The sequence below is a fragment of the Pseudomonas sp. NPDC047961 genome, from assembly GCF_050272435.1.
Taxonomy (GTDB): Bacteria; Pseudomonadota; Gammaproteobacteria; order Pseudomonadales; family Pseudomonadaceae; genus Stutzerimonas.
Map to the genome: position 1 here is coordinate 18,254 of NZ_JBNNMD010000008.1, position 15,741 is coordinate 33,994.

Below are 15,741 nucleotides of genomic sequence, written 5' to 3' on the forward strand. Positions count from 1 at the left end.
CATGACGAGCCAAGCAAAATTTTCGCTGGGTAAGCTGTTTGCACTGGGGCAGGGGCGCGCTCAACGGGGAGCTGCGCGCCCGGATGCTTGGGAGGAACATCTCGCGAAGCTACGTGAGCGTGGCATCCCTGAGCCAGGCGAAGCAGTTGAAGGCGATCGGAGCGCTGTGTCGGAGGCGGACTATCGCCGAGCATACGACGTGCCACCTTCGTTTGTCCGTATGCTGCCGTGGGCTGAGTACTTGCCCGATAGCGAGTGCATGCTTCTCGAAGATGCAGTCTCGGTAGCAGCGTTCTTTGAACTCTCTGCAGTCGGCACTGAAGGACGGGAGCCCGATTGGCTCCGCGCAGTGCGGGATGGGCTCGAGAATGCCCTGCAGGACAGCTTTGACGAACACGATGATCAGAATTGGGTGTGCCAGTTCTATGCACGAGAGGATACGAACTGGGACCCCTTCACTGAGCGTCTAGCGAACTACATCCAACCACGTGCGAAGGGTACGAAATTCACCGAAAGCTACTTACGTGACTTCGCTCACCACCTCAAGGGCGTCTCTCGACCGGGTGGATTGTTCGAAGATACGGCCGTCTCCCGATTACCGTGGCGTGGGCAGATGCGCCAAGTGCGGATGGTGATTTACCGGCGAGCCAACGGTAGTACAGCTCGACGTGGCCAGGCTCCAGAAGATGAGCTGAACACCATTTGTGATCGACTAGTGGGCGGGCTGGCCAACTCGAATGTACGCGCCACACGCATGAACGAAGCGAAAATTCATGATTGGCTGCTGCGCTGGTTCAACCCTAACCCCAAGCTGCTGGATGATAAGGACGAGTTTTATCGTCTAACCGCTTACCCTGAAACCACCGAACCAGGAGAGCTTGAGCTAGCTACCGGCAGGGACTTTTCCGATCGCCTTTTCTTCAACCAGCCCATCTCCGACGTCCAGAACGGGGTTTGGTATTTCGACGACATGCCTCACCGCGTCGTGATGGTCGATAGGTTGCGCAATGCCCCAAAAATCGGCCATCTCACAGGGGAGACCAAGAAAGGGGGGGACGCGATCAATGCCCTGTTCGATCAGATGCCTGAGGACACGACCTTGTGCATCACGATGGTTGTTACCCCGCAAGACATCCTTGAGGACAAGCTCAATTACCTAGGGAAAAAGTCCGTTGGCGACACCCTGGCTTCTTCTCAGGCACGCGAAGACATCGATCGAGCCCGAACGATTCTCGGCAGCTCCCATAAGCTTTACCAATGCAGCATAGGCTTCTACATTCGCGGCAATGACTTCCAGCAGCTGGACGACCGCACGCTACAGCTGCATAACGTGCTGCTGAACAACGGCCTACTGCCGGTACGAGAGCATGATGAAGTAGCACCGCTTAACAGCTATTTACGGTGGCTCCCAGCCTGCTTTGACCCATCGGTGAAAAACGCTGAATGGTACACGCGCCTCATGTTCGTCCAGCACGTCGCCAATCTGTGTCCCGTTTGGGGACGGAGTGAGGGCACAGGGCATCCTGGCTTTACAGTGTTCAATCGTGGCGGCGGACCGGTCACGTTCGATCCGCTCAACCCGCTCGATCGACAGATGAACGCTCACCTGTTCCTGTTCGGTCCGACGGGCGCGGGCAAATCAGCAACGCTAAACTCGCTGATCCATCAGGTGCTGGCTATCTATCGCCCTCGGATTTTCATCGTAGAAGCCGGAAACTCCTTTGGGCTGACTGGGGACTATGCGGCCCGGATGGGGCTTACCGTAAACCGAGTCAAGCTTGCTCCAGGCACCGGGGTCAGCTTGGCTCCCTTTGCAGACGCCACGAAGCTGCTTACGCCCGAACAGCAAAACCGGCTGAACGTCGAAGAAGAGGATCTCGAGGACGATCTCCAAAGTCGTGGTAAGAACACCCCCGCTCAAAGCTCTGATGACGATGACGAGCGAGACATCCTAGGAGAGCTGGAAATTACAGCTCGGCTCATGATCACAGGGGGCGAAGCCAAAGAAGACGCTCGCATGTCCCGGGCTGATCGAAGCGCGATCCGCCAGTGCATATTGAAAGCGGCAGAACGCTGCCAGCGCGAAGGTCGAACCGTGCTGACACAGGACGTGAGGGATGCCCTTCATGCGGCGGGACGTGACGAGTCGATGCCAGAGTCCCGACGGCACCGTATGCTTGAGATGGGCGACGCAATGGATATGTTCTGCCAGGGCGCTGATGGCTCCATGTTCAATCGTGAAGGCACTCCTTGGCCCGAGGCTGACATCACTATTGTCGACCTTGCCACGTATGCCCGGGAGGGCTACGGAGCACAGCTCTCCATCGCATATATCTCGCTCATCAACACGGTGAACAACATCGCAGAGCGCGATCAATACCTCGGGCGTCCGATCATCAACGTGACGGACGAGGGACATATCATCACCAAGAACCCCCTGCTCTCGCCCTACGTGGTGAAGATCACCAAGATGTGGCGGAAGTTGGGGGCTTGGTTCTGGCTGGCTACTCAGAACGTCGACGACTTGCCCCCTGAAGCCGCGCCGATGTTGAACATGATCGAGTGGTGGATCTGCCTGAGCATGCCGCCAGATGAGGTCGGCAAGATCGCACGTTTCCGTGAGCTGAACGAATCGCAGAAAGCCTTGATGCTCTCGGCCCGCAAGGAGAAGCACAAATATGCCGAAGGTGTTGTTCTCAGCAAGTCCATGGAGCTGTTATTCCGTACCGTGCCGCCGAGCCTGTACCTGGCTCTCGCAATGACGGAGCCGGACGAAAAGAACGAGCGTTATCGGATCATGAACGAACATGGTTGCGAGGAAGTGGATGCGGCGATCCTCATGGCGGAACGCATAGATAAAGCGCGCGGCCTTGAGATCATCAAGCGGGACAATGCGGGGGGACAGTATGAGTAGTCGAGCTATGGACACTGTAACCCAGGAGCTGATCGACACTTTGACTGATCTGCTTCGTGAGCATCCGGCTGCAGCTTTGCAATCGCTGCAAGTCGGGGCTCCCGCGCTGATTGACTCGTTACAGGTTGTACGAAGTTTTGCTGTCGATCGTCGTGAAATAAGCGCCTCTCTTGTCGAGAACCTCAAGGAGTGGCTCGCTCGACACCCTCAACCGGATGACGCCTCAGAGGAGCTACTTCAAATCAGAGCCACTCTGGACCTCCCCGAAATCCGCCTGCCGGCATGTACTGCCAATTTGCCGGTTTGCCGGTAAACCGGCACTGATCGAAGGGGCCGCAGGCCCCTTTTCTCATCGCAACGCCCCCCAAGAAAATAGTGATTCGCGAGATTCGCATTGTTTGCGGAAAGGCTAACGGGATTGCGTTTGACTGTCCTCAAATGAACCGCGAGGTGCAGTCCAGTGGACCCTTTCCGAATCGCCCGATCGCTTCCAGCCAGCGTTGGACCCGTACTTTGCCTACTGGCCGGCTCGTGCCTAGCCGAGACGATTGTCGTTACGGACAGCCACCATCCTGTCACCAATGCCGGCGATGCCAGGGTTATTGAACTAGACCGAGCGGAGCAACTCACGAAAGCCCTGTCCGCGGGCCTGCCGACGAACCCGCAGCTAGCGACTATTTCAGCCAAGAAGAGGCTGTCCAGCGAAGAAGGACGCCGAATAACGGCAGAGCTTAGGCGGGCCTACCAGGACGTTGCAGACGCCAGAGGCCTGAGGGTCCAGAAAATACCCGCTGTGGTCGTTGACCGTTCCTTTGTCGTCTACGGGCTGGCGGATGTAGCTGCAGCCACGGAGCTAATCGACGCTTATCAAAAGGGGGCGAACTAGCTATGGCCCTCCTGAAGCTGAACAGGATTCGCCGTTCCGTGATGATCGGCGCCCTGGTGATTTCCTCACCGGTCCTGGCGATTGAAACATCCACCCTCGTGCAGTCTGCGCTGAGCGAGGATTGCATCGAATATCAAGTGGTCGGCATTTGCTTTTGGTTGCGATGCACCAACTTCGGCTGTGACGTCGAAACGTCGGTCAAGGTGCGGCACTTCATTCCTGAAACGGTCGTGTCCAGCTACTCAGTAACCGGTCAAAACCCATGGACTGAGGTTGCCTCGTACAGTGGTCCGACCGGGACGGCACAGGACGGCGGCAACAGCACGACCAACCATAAGCGCGAAAATGAGATGAGCATCTTCAAAAACGTCGATGTCATCGGTCACCCCGGCACTCTGCTCAACGAGTTCGCGCAGTCAACTGGGTACATCTGCGATAGCGCAACAATCCCCTACGTTCCCTATTTCTTGAGTGTTCTGGATACCACTGCATGGCGATTCGGCATTCCCGAGATGGCCTATCCCCAAGCTCTCACACCAGGTGTGCGGGAAGTTGGCGGGATATTCGAAGGCAACACGTGGGGCAACGTCTATCCGCGCGAAGGTTTCCTTCACCAGGTTGACGATCACAAGGCATCAGCAGTCATGGCTCAGCGTGCAGGCGATATCGTCACCCGCACCTGGCAACCGCATGTGTACCTACCAATCACTGCAGACGAGAAAGATGGGTATTGGCCTCCCGAGCCGATCGTGGAAGGCGACATTACCAACCACAAGTGGCAGGAGCTCGTACCGACATTGAGGGATACCTGTGCAGTCTTTCCTCACGACATGAAGCGCGAACAGGCCGTAGATGGTGGTTATGCATGGGCTCTCTGGCGGCCATATAGCTGCTGTGAGCGTAAAGGGCAGATCTTTCTCGGCAGCGTCGATTTTGCCCAGTCGGGCTCTGGTGGAACTGGGTCAGACAGTGATTCTGGCGAATCCGAATGACGATATTGAATCTCCGACAACGGACTTTGGAACAGTGAGGTTATCGATGAAAGGTGCCGGCACCCCTCCCCTTCGCTCCTCTCTGCTGGTTGCTTCGCTGGCGGTCGCAATTCTGACGATGGGAACAAAACCAGTATCCGCGGCCGAGTATGGGTACGAAGCCTCAGGCAATGTGATAGCTGATGATGTGCTGTATAGCGTCGGTGGTGGTAGCGCGGTCGGGATGGGGCGAGCGGGCAGCATGCGTAGTCTCGGTGTAGGCGTCGGCTGGAATAGCAGTTTGGTCTGCGGAAATATGAGTCTGAGCACTACCCTTCAGAACCAGTTGAACGGTGCTACACAGGGTTTCCAGAACATCATGAGTAGCGTCATTCAGAACGCTACCAGCGCAGTCGCATCGCTGCCGGCTCTTATCATTCAGCGCGCAAACCCCGCGCTCTATAACCTCCTCACCAACGGCATTCTCCAGGCTCGGGTTGACTTCGATCGCAGCAAAATGACGTGTCGGGCAATGGCCGAGCGGATGGCCGACGCAGCCGGTCAGCAAATGGGCTGGGGCCAGATCGCGGAAGGGCAAGCGATGAGAGAAGCCATTCTTTCCTCTGATCAGGATGCGGTTTCTTCCGTGACCGAGGCAGAGGAGAGTCGCGGCCGTTACGGTGTTCCTTGGGTCGGTGGCCAGAACGCGGGAGGTGATGGCCAGGAGCCGATCCGGATAGTCAGTGACATCGCCAAAGCCGGATACAACCTCCTCAACGAAAGAGCTGTCATGGAAACCTCCTCGATCAGTGAAGAGGATTGTAACGACGGGCTAGTTTGTGATGCCTGGGAAAGTCCTGAGGCTGCAGCGGCATTTGCCGTTCGGGTACTTGGTGAAGAAGAGCAACAGACCTGCGAGGGCTGCACCAAGACATCGACCATTCCCGGGGTAGGGCTTACCCCGCTGATTCAAGAAGAGTACGAGCGAAAGCTGACGGCGCTGGAGAATCTGGTCTCAGGAAACACTGGAACAACATTGGAAAACCTGAAGGAAGCAAGCACTGCTTCCGTCCCTGTCACCCGACGTCTGATTGAGGCTTTACGCCAGGAAGAGGACCAGGATTTGCTGACGCGCCGGCTGGCTTCCGAGATCGCGCTGTCAAGCGTTGTTGAGAAAGCTCTCTTGCTGGTTCGTATTTTGTTCGCCGGTACCCGCGAACCAAATGTAGCCTCCAATGACCTCGCGCTAGCGGCGGTTGATAAGCAGAACCGCAGCCTGCAGCAGGATCTGGATAACCTCAAAACTGAGTTAGACCTGCGGCGTTCGCTCAGTGGAAACGCAGCGAAGACGATCATCGACCGCAACCTGGAGAAGCGTGAGAACTCTCGTGGCGTGTTCCAAGGTGACCCCGTGCCTGATCGCCTGCAGCAGATCGATCGATAGGGAGGCGACATAGATGGCCATCATGAAAATTCTGCGCTCTAGAGGCCTTTGGTTAGGTGTCGCCTCGATCATGGCCCTGTTTGTCGTCAGCCTGGTCGCCATGTCTTGGGGCGTGTCCGTGGTCGGCGGCGTAGGCGAGTGGCAGCGGATGCTCGAGGAAGCTGCGCCTCTCCTGTTTGTTTGGCGCTGCCTTGTCTATGCGGCAATGGTTTGGTGTTGGCTTTGGTTCAAACGCAAGCTTATTGAGCGCGACTCATCCGCAGAGGCACGTAAGCGGTTGCGCCGAGTAGAGATCGCGGTTGGCCTAACGGTAGTTTTGTTCGAGCTGGTTAAAGCCGGCTTCATCTAGGTACGAACCAATGACTCTCTACACGACGGATTACCTTGAGTACTTTCTAACGCTTGTGTCTTGGATCGTCAGCAATGGCATATGGGGGACGCTTGCGGACACGGGGCTTTTCGCTGTCCCCTTCTTCGTTATTGTCGTGCAGGAGTGGCTCCGCGCTCGTGCCGAAGGTGCCGATGAGGGCAACAAGGGCATGCTGTCCGCGTACAGGATCGAGACGCGGATCTGGGTTGCTGTTGTGGTTCTGATCTTTGCAGTCCTGCCACTCGTCACCGTCGACTTCTCCACGATCGAGTTCAATACCGAGCGAAGCAAACAATGTCAGGCATTCGTACCCACAGGCGAAGCGACGAAGAACCCTGAAGACACCGCCTATGGCGCGTCATTCTCTACTCTCAATGGGCAGAGCGCTAAGGTCCCGGTGTGGTGGTTCATGATGCACGCTGTGTCCCGTGCTGTGACCAGTTCCAGCATTGCCGCCATACCATGCGGCTTCGACTTGCGGCAGATGCGTATGGAGGTCGATACCACGCGCGTCAAGGATCCCCTTCTTGCGCAAGAAGTCGCTGACTTCACTCGGGACTGCTATGCGCCATCGCGTGCGAAGATGTTTCAGGATCGCCCGGAGCTCTCTGAGGAGCAGCTCTATGATGTCTCGTGGCCGGGGTCTAAAACATTTCTGGAGAGTGGGGACTACTACGGTACATTCAATTCCACCAAGCCCAGAGCTGACTGGCCTTATAGTGAGTCACGAGACGAGGGCCTTGCTCGTGTCGGCAGTGGTGGCGGCTACCCGACCTGCAGAGAATGGTGGGCCGATGAGAACATCGGGCTTCGTAGCCGTTTGCTCGGCGAGATCGAGCCGACCCTCCTTGAGCGCTTTAGCAACTGGCTTGCCGACCGAAGCCAGGAAGAGATCAACGACTCGCTTATTCGGGCTGTAGTCGCGCCCGCCCAGCAATCGATGACTTTGGGCCAGGTCTACGCTGATTACGGTGGGCAGGTCGGACACACATTGCCTAACGCAACAGCGCGGGTGGCCAGCGACATCGGCGCAGCTGCAGGAGCGTTGGCCTACTTTCCAGCGATGGATAAAGTCCGCCAGGCTCTACCGATGGTGCTTTCGTTTATCAAGCTGGCCATGGTCGTCTGCTTACCGTTTGTCCTAGTCATGGGAACGTACAGCCTGAAGACACTTACTACCGTGTCGATGATCTACTTCGGGATATTCTTCGTTGAATTCTGGCTTCAGCTGGCCAGATGGCTGGATTCGACGATCATCGACACTATGTACGGCAGCGGCGCCCCGCACTCCACGCTCAACCCCCTGATGGGGTTGAACAACGCGACGGGGGACATGGTGTTGAACTATGTAATGGCCGCGGTCTTCATTTTCCTTCCCCTGTTCTGGATCGGTGCCTTGAGCTGGGCCGGGTTCGCCGCGGGCGGTGCATTACAAGGGCTTCAGATGGGTACAAGTGGCGTGAAGGATGCTGGTGGCAAAGGGGGTGGCATGCTGATGAAAGGCGTCAAAGGCTAAGCGTGGCTTATCTCAAATACGCCTCGGCCGAGGCGGGTATGCTGTTGTGCTAAGGCAACAGCATAAGGCTGTATACTTATACATATACTGTCGGGCCGACGGGAGGATAGGTGACGAAGGACGAACTGCGGGCCGAGCTTGAACGCCAGGCGCGGCGCTATCAGGAGGTGTACGGCGGTGAGGTTACTCTCTATGCAGCGCAACCTGAGCCCGAGCGGAAGCCGTGGAAGAAGCGGAGAAGCCTATTGGATGAGGCCTTCCAGAACGAGCTGGCTAAGGCAGAGAAACAACAGGTCGAGCGCCAGGCCGCACGAGAGGATGCAAGCTGATTAGCTGATTGGGGGCGTCTCGCTTGCAGGGGTCACTGGAATCAGCTTCGTCGGATGGAACCAGTCGGACCTACCCTGGATGAAGACCTGACATCCAAGTTGCGATGCGACCACCAAATGCTCGCCGAAAACGCTGCGTACTACTTGCCCCGGCTCGAGCTGAGGGTAACTCGGTTGCATAACTGCCTCTCCTGCGATTGTTGGGTACCACTTTATCACGCAGTATTGCGCAATAGCGGTCGGCGTGCATGCCGAATCCTGTAGAATCCCGGCCCGCGAAAATAGGGGGGAATATGACTCACACGGCACAGGCGAAACAGGCACGGCAGGCAGACCAAACGGTTGCGGAGTCCCCGAGCCAGGTATTGGCCTCCGCCAGAGTCATGGCCCGCGCCTTGGCTAACACATTCCCAGCCGATCACCAGCTGGGCCTGGCGCGTGCGTTCGGCGTTCGCCTGGTCGAAGCTTGGTGGCGTGGCCTGACCAGCGTTGATATCGTTCCCCAGGAACTGCGCTCGCCGCTCCAGCCGTTCCCTACCGAGCCGCTGCCAGAGGCCGCCGCCGCAATTGCGGAAACCATTGGCCGAACTGCTTCGAATTTCGATGCCGAGACAGCCGCCTATCAGATCGGCTTGACCTACACCGGCATGCTCCCGGCCGAGCATCGCGGGGAGTACGGCATTTTCTACACTCCTCCTGTTCTGACCGCCCGCCTGATTGACCAAGTAACGGCCGCCAATGTCGACTGGGTGAAGTGCCGCGTGCTTGATCCAGCCTGTGGCGGGGGGGCCTTCCTAGCACCCATCGCACAGCGGATCATGGACGAGCAGAAGGATTGCAGCCCGAAGCTGCTGCTGCAGAGCATCGGCAATCGCTTACGGGGCTATGAGATCGATCCCTTCGGGGCCTGGCTCAGCCAGGTCACTCTGGATGCCGTGGTACTGCCGATCAGCCGGCTGGCCGGGCGCAAGTTGCCTGTCATGGTGACAGTTTGCGACTCGCTGCGTCGCAGCCCACCGAAAGACCGTTTTGACCTAGTGATCGGCAATCCTCCATATGGACGGGCCAAGCTCGATGTAGAGACACGCGAGCGCTACAAACGCTCGCTGTATGGTCATGCCAACCTGTATGGGCTGTTCACCGATCTGGCGCTGCGCCATACCAAGCTGGGCGGCTTGATTGCCTACGTGACGCCGACCTCCTTCCTGGCTGGCGTCTACTTCAAGAATCTACGGGCCTTGCTTGGGCGCTCAGCGCCGCCGCTGACCATCGATTTTGTCACCGCCCGCAAGGGTGTTTTTGATGACGTGCTGCAGGAAACCGCTCTGACGACCTATCGTCGAGGCGCGGATAGCGCCCCGGTCGTCGTTGCCGAGATTACTCCCACAAGGGACGGGCTTGAGGTCCAGCACACGGGTGAGATCGTCCTCCCCGCTGACCCATCGCAACCCTGGCTCTTGCCGCGTACGACTGAGCAAAGCGCCTTGGTCGAATGCCTTACCCACATGCCTCACCGTCTGGCCGACTGGGGCTATGGTGTGAGCACTGGCCCGCTGGTGTGGAACCGCTTCAAGAGCCAGCTCGCGCAGCGCCCAAGCAGCAAGCGCCTGCCATTGATTTGGGCCGAGGCAATTACAGCCGATGGCCATTTCGTGTTCCGCGCGGACAAGAAGAATCACGCTCCCTACTTCGAGCTAAAAGCCGGGGATAACTGGCTTGTGACCACCAAGCCCTGCGTCCTACTACAACGGACCACGGCCAAGGAACAGAGTCGCCGCCTGATTGCCGCCGCACTCCCCGCCGAGTTTCTGGAGAAGCATGGCGGCGTCGTCGTCGAGAACCACATCAACATGATTCGTCCGATCACCGAAGCGCCCCAAGTTAGCGCCGAGGTGCTTGGGGCATTCATCAACAGCGCGGCCGCAGATCGCGCGTTCCGCTGCGTCAGTGGCTCCGTCGCGGTCTCGGCCTACGAGTTGGAATCGCTGCCGCTGCCAGCACCCGAGGATCTCGTGGAGCTGACACGGTTGGTCGATGCCGGGGCCGACCGCGAAGCCATCGAGACTGCATGCAGTCGATTATTTGAAGGGGATATGTAGTGCTGCCACCTTACGTACCAAGGGAACTGGTCGCTGAAAGGCTCCCGCTGATCTTCCCGGAAGGAACTCCAAATCGAACGTACTGCATTCGCGAGTTGTCGGCCAGCACAGTGTTCACCATGCTATATATCGGGGCCGTCGAGCAATCCACGGTGCGACTAGGGCCGGTGCATGTCTATCGCATGACCGACCTGCAAGCAGCGGATGGCAGCGACGAGGCGCGAATCAGCTACAGGACGAACCTGCGAAAGCGGAAGTACAAAGTCCCTGGTGAACGCTGGTACGCAGACAACACCCGCGAGCCGATTCGCGATGAGACCCTCCGCGAGGGCTTGATAGCCGTAGGCGCTGTCTTAGAAGATAAAGAAGTAGCCACCACAGCTGGTGTTCCACGATACGCGCTCAAGACTGACCTAGCGGCCCTGTTCGATCCAGCACTCCAAGGCGAGCCCTTGGAAGCTGCCATTCTCAAGTGGCAAGAGGAGCACCTGAACAAAGGTGCCCTGGCCCGAATTTCGTTGATGCGTATGGGAGCAGCTGACAAGGAAGGCGTGCTGGTCCACTTTCCTAACGGTGAAACCCGCACGCTAGCCCATGGTCCAAGCTCGCAGATTTCACGGGCAGTTGTGGAGGTTTTCTCCAAGCTGTTCCTGGAGAAGCCAGCGGTTCTCTGGCTCAGCGAGTCGAGCAACAAGGTCGCCATCAAAGACCTGCGCATGGCATCGAGCATTGGCCTCGACATCGAGGCGCAGAAAAACCTGCCCGACTTGATCCTTGTAGACCTCGGGCCGAAGGACCCCCTGATTGTCTTTATCGAGGTGGTAGCTACCGATGGAGCTGTCACCTCGCGCAGGCAAGAAGCGTTGTTCGAGCTAACGGATAAGGGTGGATTCAACCGCTCGCAAGTAGCCTTTGTTACCGCGTATGCAGATCGGCAGTCGGCGGGCTTCAAGAAGACCGTCACCGGTTTGGCCTGGGGGGCGTTCGCCTGGTTCATGAGCGAGCCCGACAAAATTTTCATGCTCCGAGATGGAACCAGTCAGCTGTCTAGCCTAAACCAATTGGTTACAAATCAAGGCTGATTGCGTCTATGCAGGCCTTTCAATATCAGTAACGCACTTTGAAGGTGGGCGAGTCTTCCGGTCTGGATGCTCGCCGATCATAGATTCGCGTGGTGCTGATATTGGCGTGCCCCAGCCATTGCTGAACTTTGGCGATGTCGGCCTCGTGTTCAAGCGCATTGGTGGCGGCCGTGGCTCGCAGCCCATGCACTCCGAGCCCCGCCACTTCGATGCTGGCCGCCCGGGCATACGCCCCCACCAGAGCGTAGATGCCATTGGCCGACACGCCGGAGCCGGTGCTGCGACCGCGTAGAGGCATAAACAAGGGCGCTTTCTCCTGCTCCAGGTGATGACCTGACGCATCGAGGTAGGCATAGATCCGCTCGGCTGCAACCGGGTGTAAAGGCAGGTACCGCAGCTTGCCGCCTTTACCGTGAACACATAAATGCTTGATGCCCCGACGTTCCTGTAGATCTGGGACGGTAAGTCGTGCTGCCTCCTCGCGACGAAGGCCGTGATACAGCAACACCGCGAGAATCGCCCGATCACGCATGCCCTTGATTGTCGACGGATCCGGTGCATCGAGCAGTGCCTTCGCCTGGAAATCGCCTAGCGCCGGTGTCTTGCCTTCGTTACTTTCGATCTTCGGACGCTTCACCCCATGCACCGGGTTCCCGCCGGAGACGGCATTGCATTCAAGCAGGTGATCGAACAGGCTGGCCAGCGCCGCCAGCTTGCGCCGGATCGTCGCCCCGGCCAGGCCGCGCAGTTCGAGCTGACGGCGCCAGGCGAGGACATGCGCCCGGGTTACAGCTCGGAACTGGTCCGGGCTGCTGATACCAATGAAACTGTTGAAGTCCTCAATATCGCCCTGGTAGGCCCGGCGCGTGCGCGGGTTGTCCAAGTTCGCAAACCACTCGGCCGCGGCTGGCACTTCGGCCAAGCCCTGGAACTCGGCTGCCGTGAGGCGGCGCTCACTTGCGACCTGCAGGACACCGTCTGGTTGCGCGATCAGATCATTCATTCTCGTCCTCTGCCATGCAGGCGCACAGCTCATCGTCGTCCTGGAAGATCATCAGGTCAGTGAAGTCGTCACCGATCCCGGATAGATCCTCGATCCATTCCACAGCCTGATAGGGAAGGCCACACAGCGGGCAAGTGTTGTCGTCGGACATGGGGAACGTTCTCTTGATGGGTTCCCCTCTCCATTGGCTGTCACGACATGGCATAGCGCAATACCTTCGGCTCTAGGGGCCGTAAAAACTAACGATAACGTATTTTATCGTTATTTAATTGCTAGTGTGTGCCAAGAGCGCTACTCTGAAACTAACAGAGGAAAAAGCTTGACGTGAGGTTGCAGTTATGGCCGGTAAACAGCAGTCAGCGGCGATGCGAATCGGTGGGTTTGTTGGTCGCGCCTATCAGGGGTATGCCTCTGCCGAGGGACAGCTCCTAGGTCTCCTGCCAAGATCGATCGCGTTCACGATTCGAGTCGTCCTTCGAGCAGCAGTTGTTGCGACGCTGCTCTACTTCCTGTTTGTTCCAACCTTGCTCGTTCTGTGTGCAATTGGAGTGATCTCCAAGATCAGGGCCGGTGAGACGGTCGGGGATCTGGTGTCACAGCCAAGTTACTCGGAAGCAGAGCTGTTTGAAGGCAATGAGGGGTTCGGTCTCTACAAGGATGGCGCCCGAATCGGCTAAGCAGCACTGAACATCCCATCGGAGAAGCCCGCACGACGCGGGCTTTTTCGTATGGGCCGTTTTTAGGTGCTCATAAATAGGGTGGTCGGCCAGATCATCTTTTCCGTTGATCGACTGTGCGAAAAGGTAAAAGGTTGGAACAGCGGAAAGGGTAAGGGGTTAATGGAATGGGGCTTCAAAGGTAAAAGCCCTACCCTGAAAGGGTTACAACGACCCCCCTGGTAATCGCCTCAGAGGACAGATAACTCGTGAAAAGGCCAAAGGGCAAAGTGCAAAGGGGCGGCAGCGTGCCTTCGGCAGTGCCGTGTATGAAGTATCAGCCTGGACAGCGATATCTGCTGGAGTGCAGATATGCGTAGCCGAATGTTGGCGTGGATCCCATTCATTCGCGCGGCGCCGGCTGACAATGCGCAAAGAAACGCTGATGGTTTCGTTCCGTACATGTCTGCGGACGAGCTGCTTGCCACGCCGCGTCGGCAGTTGTTGCTCGAAAACATCTGGCACCGCACGTCGGTGAACCGGGATCAATTCAACAAACTCTACCTCGCCCCTATCAAGCGGTACGCGGAAATAGTCCAGCAGTTACCAGCATCCGAAAATCATCATCATGCCTACTTGGGCGGCATGATCGACCATGGCCTGGAAATCATCGCGTATGCCCTAAAACTGCGTCAGTCCTTCGTCTTGCCGGTCGGCAGCACACCAGAAGTTCAGTCGGCCCAGTCCGAGGCTTGGTCCGCGGCGGTTGTGTTCGCAGCGCTCCTGCACGACATAGGCAAGGTAGCAGTCGATGTCAAAGTACAGCTTCGCAGCGGTGATATCTGGCGTGCATGGGACGGCCCGATGAAGGAGGACTACCGATTCCAGTATGTGAAAGGCCGCCAGTACAAACTGCATGGGGCTGCTGCAGGACTGTTGTATACGCAGGTGATTCCTTCCGAGGTGATGAACTGGTTGTCGCAGTATCCAGAGCTCTGGGGTGCTTTGCTGTACGTCCTCGCTGGCCAGTTTGAACACTCCGGGGTTCTTGGGGACATCGTTGTAAGGTCTGACCAAGCGTCGGTCGCCCATGAGCTTGGCGGCAATCCAGACCGAGCTGTGGCAGCACCGCGTAACACGCTCCAGCGTCAGCTTCTCGATGGGCTGCGCTACCTGATGAAGAACGAGCTCAAGTTGAATCAACCAGAGGCTTCCGATGGCTGGATCACGGCCGATGCGATCTGGCTGGTTAGCAAGACCGTTTCGGATCGGCTGCGTGCTCACCTGCTCAGCCAGGGGATTGAGGGTGTTCCGGACCGCAACTCAACGCTCTTCAATGTCTTTCAGGATAACGGCCTGATAGTGGCGAATCCCGCTGGGAAGGCCATCTGGGATGCCGAAGTCCTAAGCCCTACGGGGTGGAAGAACACATTCACATTCTTGAGGGTTTCGCCTTCACTCATATGGTCAGCTGGAGAGGATCGTCCAGAACCCTTCGGTGGATCGGTTCAAGTTCTAAATGAAGAACCTGCCGAATCAGAAAGTCCGAACCTAGCTCCCGTCGCCCATGCGGCTGAGGATCTGGCCGAAAAGCCCAGCTGCAACGTTCAGCAAGGGGATGTAGTTGCGGTAGAGCCGCCAGTAACGAAACCTGCAGCAGCCGATGACCATGGCGCGCATGCCACTGAGATGGATGATACGGACTACCTTCTGGACCTGATGGATATGCGTGACGCACCGACCACCTCGGTTCCTGCCCCGGCTATGCCGGGTAGATCCGAGGTCCAACCTGCGGAGTCGGAGGATCAGCCTGTAACTGCCCCGGCGACAACAATCGCCGGGCCGGCCGGTGACACGCTGGGGCACCAGTTCATGCACTGGCTGAAGGTCGGTGTGGGCACCCACAAGATCATTATCAATGATGCAAAAGCCAAGGTTCACACTGTTAACGGCACGGCTTTTCTGGTGACTCCTGAAATATTCAGGAGGTATGCCCAAGAGCATCCGACGCTCTTCTCCGCGAAGGCTGGCGAAGGACAGCCCTGGCTGCAGGTCCAAAAGTCGTTCGAAAAGCTGAAGCTTCACGTGAAGAAGAACAACGGACATAACATCTGGACGTGCGAAGTGTTTGGGCCTCGGAAAACGAAAACACTGAAGGGCTATATGCTAAAAAAACCAGGCGACGTATTCACAACTGAGATGCTGGATAATCCCAACCTCAAACTTTGTGAGAGTCAGGACGAGCATTAGAGACATCGGATAGACCCTTGCCTGCGCTCTGACGCGGACTAGCGCCACGCGGGCAATAACTTGAGTCTGAGGAGACCTATATGCTGTGGAAAAAACACCTACCCCACTCTCGCCGCTATCAATATTTGGCGGTCCTAGAGGCAGAGGAAGTAGACAACGAAGGTATGCTTTATGGCCAAAGAGAGTTTCGTCTAAAGTTGGCCGATGGTTCGACTGTGAAC

At 57.4% G+C, this 15,741-nt stretch carries 14 protein-coding genes; 12 read left to right on the forward strand and 2 right to left on the reverse strand.

Annotation, left to right across the window (positions count from 1 at the left end; genetic code table 11):
• Position 1: 1 nt before the first annotated feature.
• The 10 genes from ACQKIK_RS21620 (at position 2) to ACQKIK_RS21665 (ending at position 11,611) form a co-directional block, all read left to right on the forward strand.
• A complete protein-coding gene (locus tag ACQKIK_RS21620) occupies positions 2 to 2,914 on the forward strand; it encodes a conjugative transfer ATPase (protein WP_121498517.1) in 2,913 nt (970 codons plus the stop codon).
• Between the two features lie 7 nt (positions 2,915 to 2,921).
• On the forward strand, positions 2,922 to 3,227 hold the full coding sequence (locus tag ACQKIK_RS21625) for a hypothetical protein (RefSeq protein WP_230387631.1): 306 nt from the start codon (positions 2,922 to 2,924) through the stop codon (positions 3,225 to 3,227).
• A 147-nt stretch (positions 3,228 to 3,374) separates the two neighbouring features.
• Positions 3,375 to 3,800 (forward strand): TIGR03757 family integrating conjugative element protein, encoded by a 426-nt coding sequence (locus ACQKIK_RS21630; RefSeq protein WP_170915900.1) that lies wholly within the window; start codon positions 3,375 to 3,377, stop codon positions 3,798 to 3,800.
• A 41-nt stretch (positions 3,801 to 3,841) separates the two neighbouring features.
• Positions 3,842 to 4,792 (forward strand): TIGR03756 family integrating conjugative element protein, encoded by a 951-nt coding sequence (locus ACQKIK_RS21635; RefSeq protein WP_121498533.1) that lies wholly within the window; start codon positions 3,842 to 3,844, stop codon positions 4,790 to 4,792.
• 46 nt (positions 4,793 to 4,838) lie between these two features.
• Complete coding sequence (locus ACQKIK_RS21640; RefSeq protein WP_121498516.1) at positions 4,839 to 6,215, forward strand: integrating conjugative element protein; 1,377 nt, start codon at positions 4,839 to 4,841, stop codon at positions 6,213 to 6,215.
• Between the two features lie 13 nt (positions 6,216 to 6,228).
• Positions 6,229 to 6,564, forward strand: a complete 336-nt coding sequence (locus ACQKIK_RS21645; RefSeq protein ID WP_041015696.1) for a hypothetical protein — start codon at positions 6,229 to 6,231, stop codon at positions 6,562 to 6,564.
• 10 nt (positions 6,565 to 6,574) lie between these two features.
• Positions 6,575 to 8,101 carry a conjugal transfer protein TraG N-terminal domain-containing protein gene (locus ACQKIK_RS21650; protein ID WP_499137411.1) on the forward strand — a complete coding sequence of 509 codons (1,527 nt, stop codon included), beginning with the start codon at positions 6,575 to 6,577 and terminating at the stop codon, positions 8,099 to 8,101.
• Between the two features lie 110 nt (positions 8,102 to 8,211).
• A complete protein-coding gene (locus ACQKIK_RS21655) occupies positions 8,212 to 8,430 on the forward strand; it encodes a hypothetical protein (protein ID WP_499137412.1) in 219 nt (72 codons plus the stop codon).
• 293 nt (positions 8,431 to 8,723) lie between these two features.
• A complete protein-coding gene (locus tag ACQKIK_RS21660) occupies positions 8,724 to 10,529 on the forward strand; it encodes an HsdM family class I SAM-dependent methyltransferase (protein WP_499137413.1) in 1,806 nt (601 codons plus the stop codon).
• Positions 10,529 to 11,611: a BsuBI/PstI family type II restriction endonuclease gene (locus tag ACQKIK_RS21665; protein ID WP_499137414.1), complete on the forward strand. Its 1,083-nt coding sequence runs from the start codon at positions 10,529 to 10,531 to the stop codon at positions 11,609 to 11,611. Before ACQKIK_RS21660 ends, ACQKIK_RS21665 begins: the two co-directional genes overlap by 1 nt.
• 25 nt (positions 11,612 to 11,636) lie before the next feature.
• On the opposite strand, the gene ACQKIK_RS21670 is transcribed toward ACQKIK_RS21665, so the two are convergent.
• Both ACQKIK_RS21670 and ACQKIK_RS21675 read right to left on the reverse strand, forming a co-directional pair.
• Positions 11,637 to 12,614, reverse strand: coding sequence for a tyrosine-type recombinase/integrase (locus tag ACQKIK_RS21670; RefSeq protein ID WP_499137415.1), 978 nt, complete (start codon positions 12,612 to 12,614; stop codon positions 11,637 to 11,639).
• A complete protein-coding gene (locus ACQKIK_RS21675; protein ID WP_499137416.1) occupies positions 12,607 to 12,765 on the reverse strand; it encodes a hypothetical protein in 159 nt (52 codons plus the stop codon). The genes ACQKIK_RS21670 and ACQKIK_RS21675 overlap by 8 nt, the downstream gene beginning before the upstream one ends.
• A gap of 187 nt (positions 12,766 to 12,952) precedes the next feature.
• On the opposite strand from ACQKIK_RS21675, the gene ACQKIK_RS21680 reads away from it, so the two are divergent.
• Positions 12,953 to 13,291 (forward strand): DUF3742 family protein, encoded by a 339-nt coding sequence (locus ACQKIK_RS21680; RefSeq protein WP_041013389.1) that lies wholly within the window; start codon positions 12,953 to 12,955, stop codon positions 13,289 to 13,291.
• A 351-nt stretch (positions 13,292 to 13,642) separates the two neighbouring features.
• Positions 13,643 to 15,520, forward strand: coding sequence for a MobH family relaxase (gene mobH / locus ACQKIK_RS21685; RefSeq protein ID WP_499137417.1), 1,878 nt, complete (start codon positions 13,643 to 13,645; stop codon positions 15,518 to 15,520).
• Positions 15,521 to 15,741 lie beyond the last annotated feature (221 nt).

Excerpts from the sequence above, each read along its gene's own strand:
- ACQKIK_RS21620 (WP_121498517.1), top strand. The coding sequence starts at position 2 with ATGACGAGCCAAGCAAAATTTTCGCTGGGTAAGCTGTTTGCACTGGGG.
- ACQKIK_RS21625 (WP_230387631.1), top strand. The coding sequence starts at position 2,922 with ATGGACACTGTAACCCAGGAGCTGATCGACACTTTGACTGATCTGCTT.
- ACQKIK_RS21635 (WP_121498533.1), top strand. The coding sequence starts at position 3,842 with ATGATCGGCGCCCTGGTGATTTCCTCACCGGTCCTGGCGATTGAAACA.
- ACQKIK_RS21640 (WP_121498516.1), top strand. The coding sequence starts at position 4,839 with ATGAAAGGTGCCGGCACCCCTCCCCTTCGCTCCTCTCTGCTGGTTGCT.
- ACQKIK_RS21645 (WP_041015696.1), top strand. The coding sequence starts at position 6,229 with ATGGCCATCATGAAAATTCTGCGCTCTAGAGGCCTTTGGTTAGGTGTC.
- ACQKIK_RS21650 (WP_499137411.1), top strand. The coding sequence starts at position 6,575 with ATGACTCTCTACACGACGGATTACCTTGAGTACTTTCTAACGCTTGTG.
- ACQKIK_RS21660 (WP_499137413.1), top strand. The coding sequence starts at position 8,724 with ATGACTCACACGGCACAGGCGAAACAGGCACGGCAGGCAGACCAAACG.
- ACQKIK_RS21670 (WP_499137415.1), bottom strand. The coding sequence starts at position 12,614 with ATGAATGATCTGATCGCGCAACCAGACGGTGTCCTGCAGGTCGCAAGT.
- ACQKIK_RS21675 (WP_499137416.1), bottom strand. The coding sequence starts at position 12,765 with ATGTCCGACGACAACACTTGCCCGCTGTGTGGCCTTCCCTATCAGGCT.
- ACQKIK_RS21680 (WP_041013389.1), top strand. The coding sequence starts at position 12,953 with ATGGCCGGTAAACAGCAGTCAGCGGCGATGCGAATCGGTGGGTTTGTT.
- mobH (WP_499137417.1), top strand. The coding sequence starts at position 13,643 with ATGCGTAGCCGAATGTTGGCGTGGATCCCATTCATTCGCGCGGCGCCG.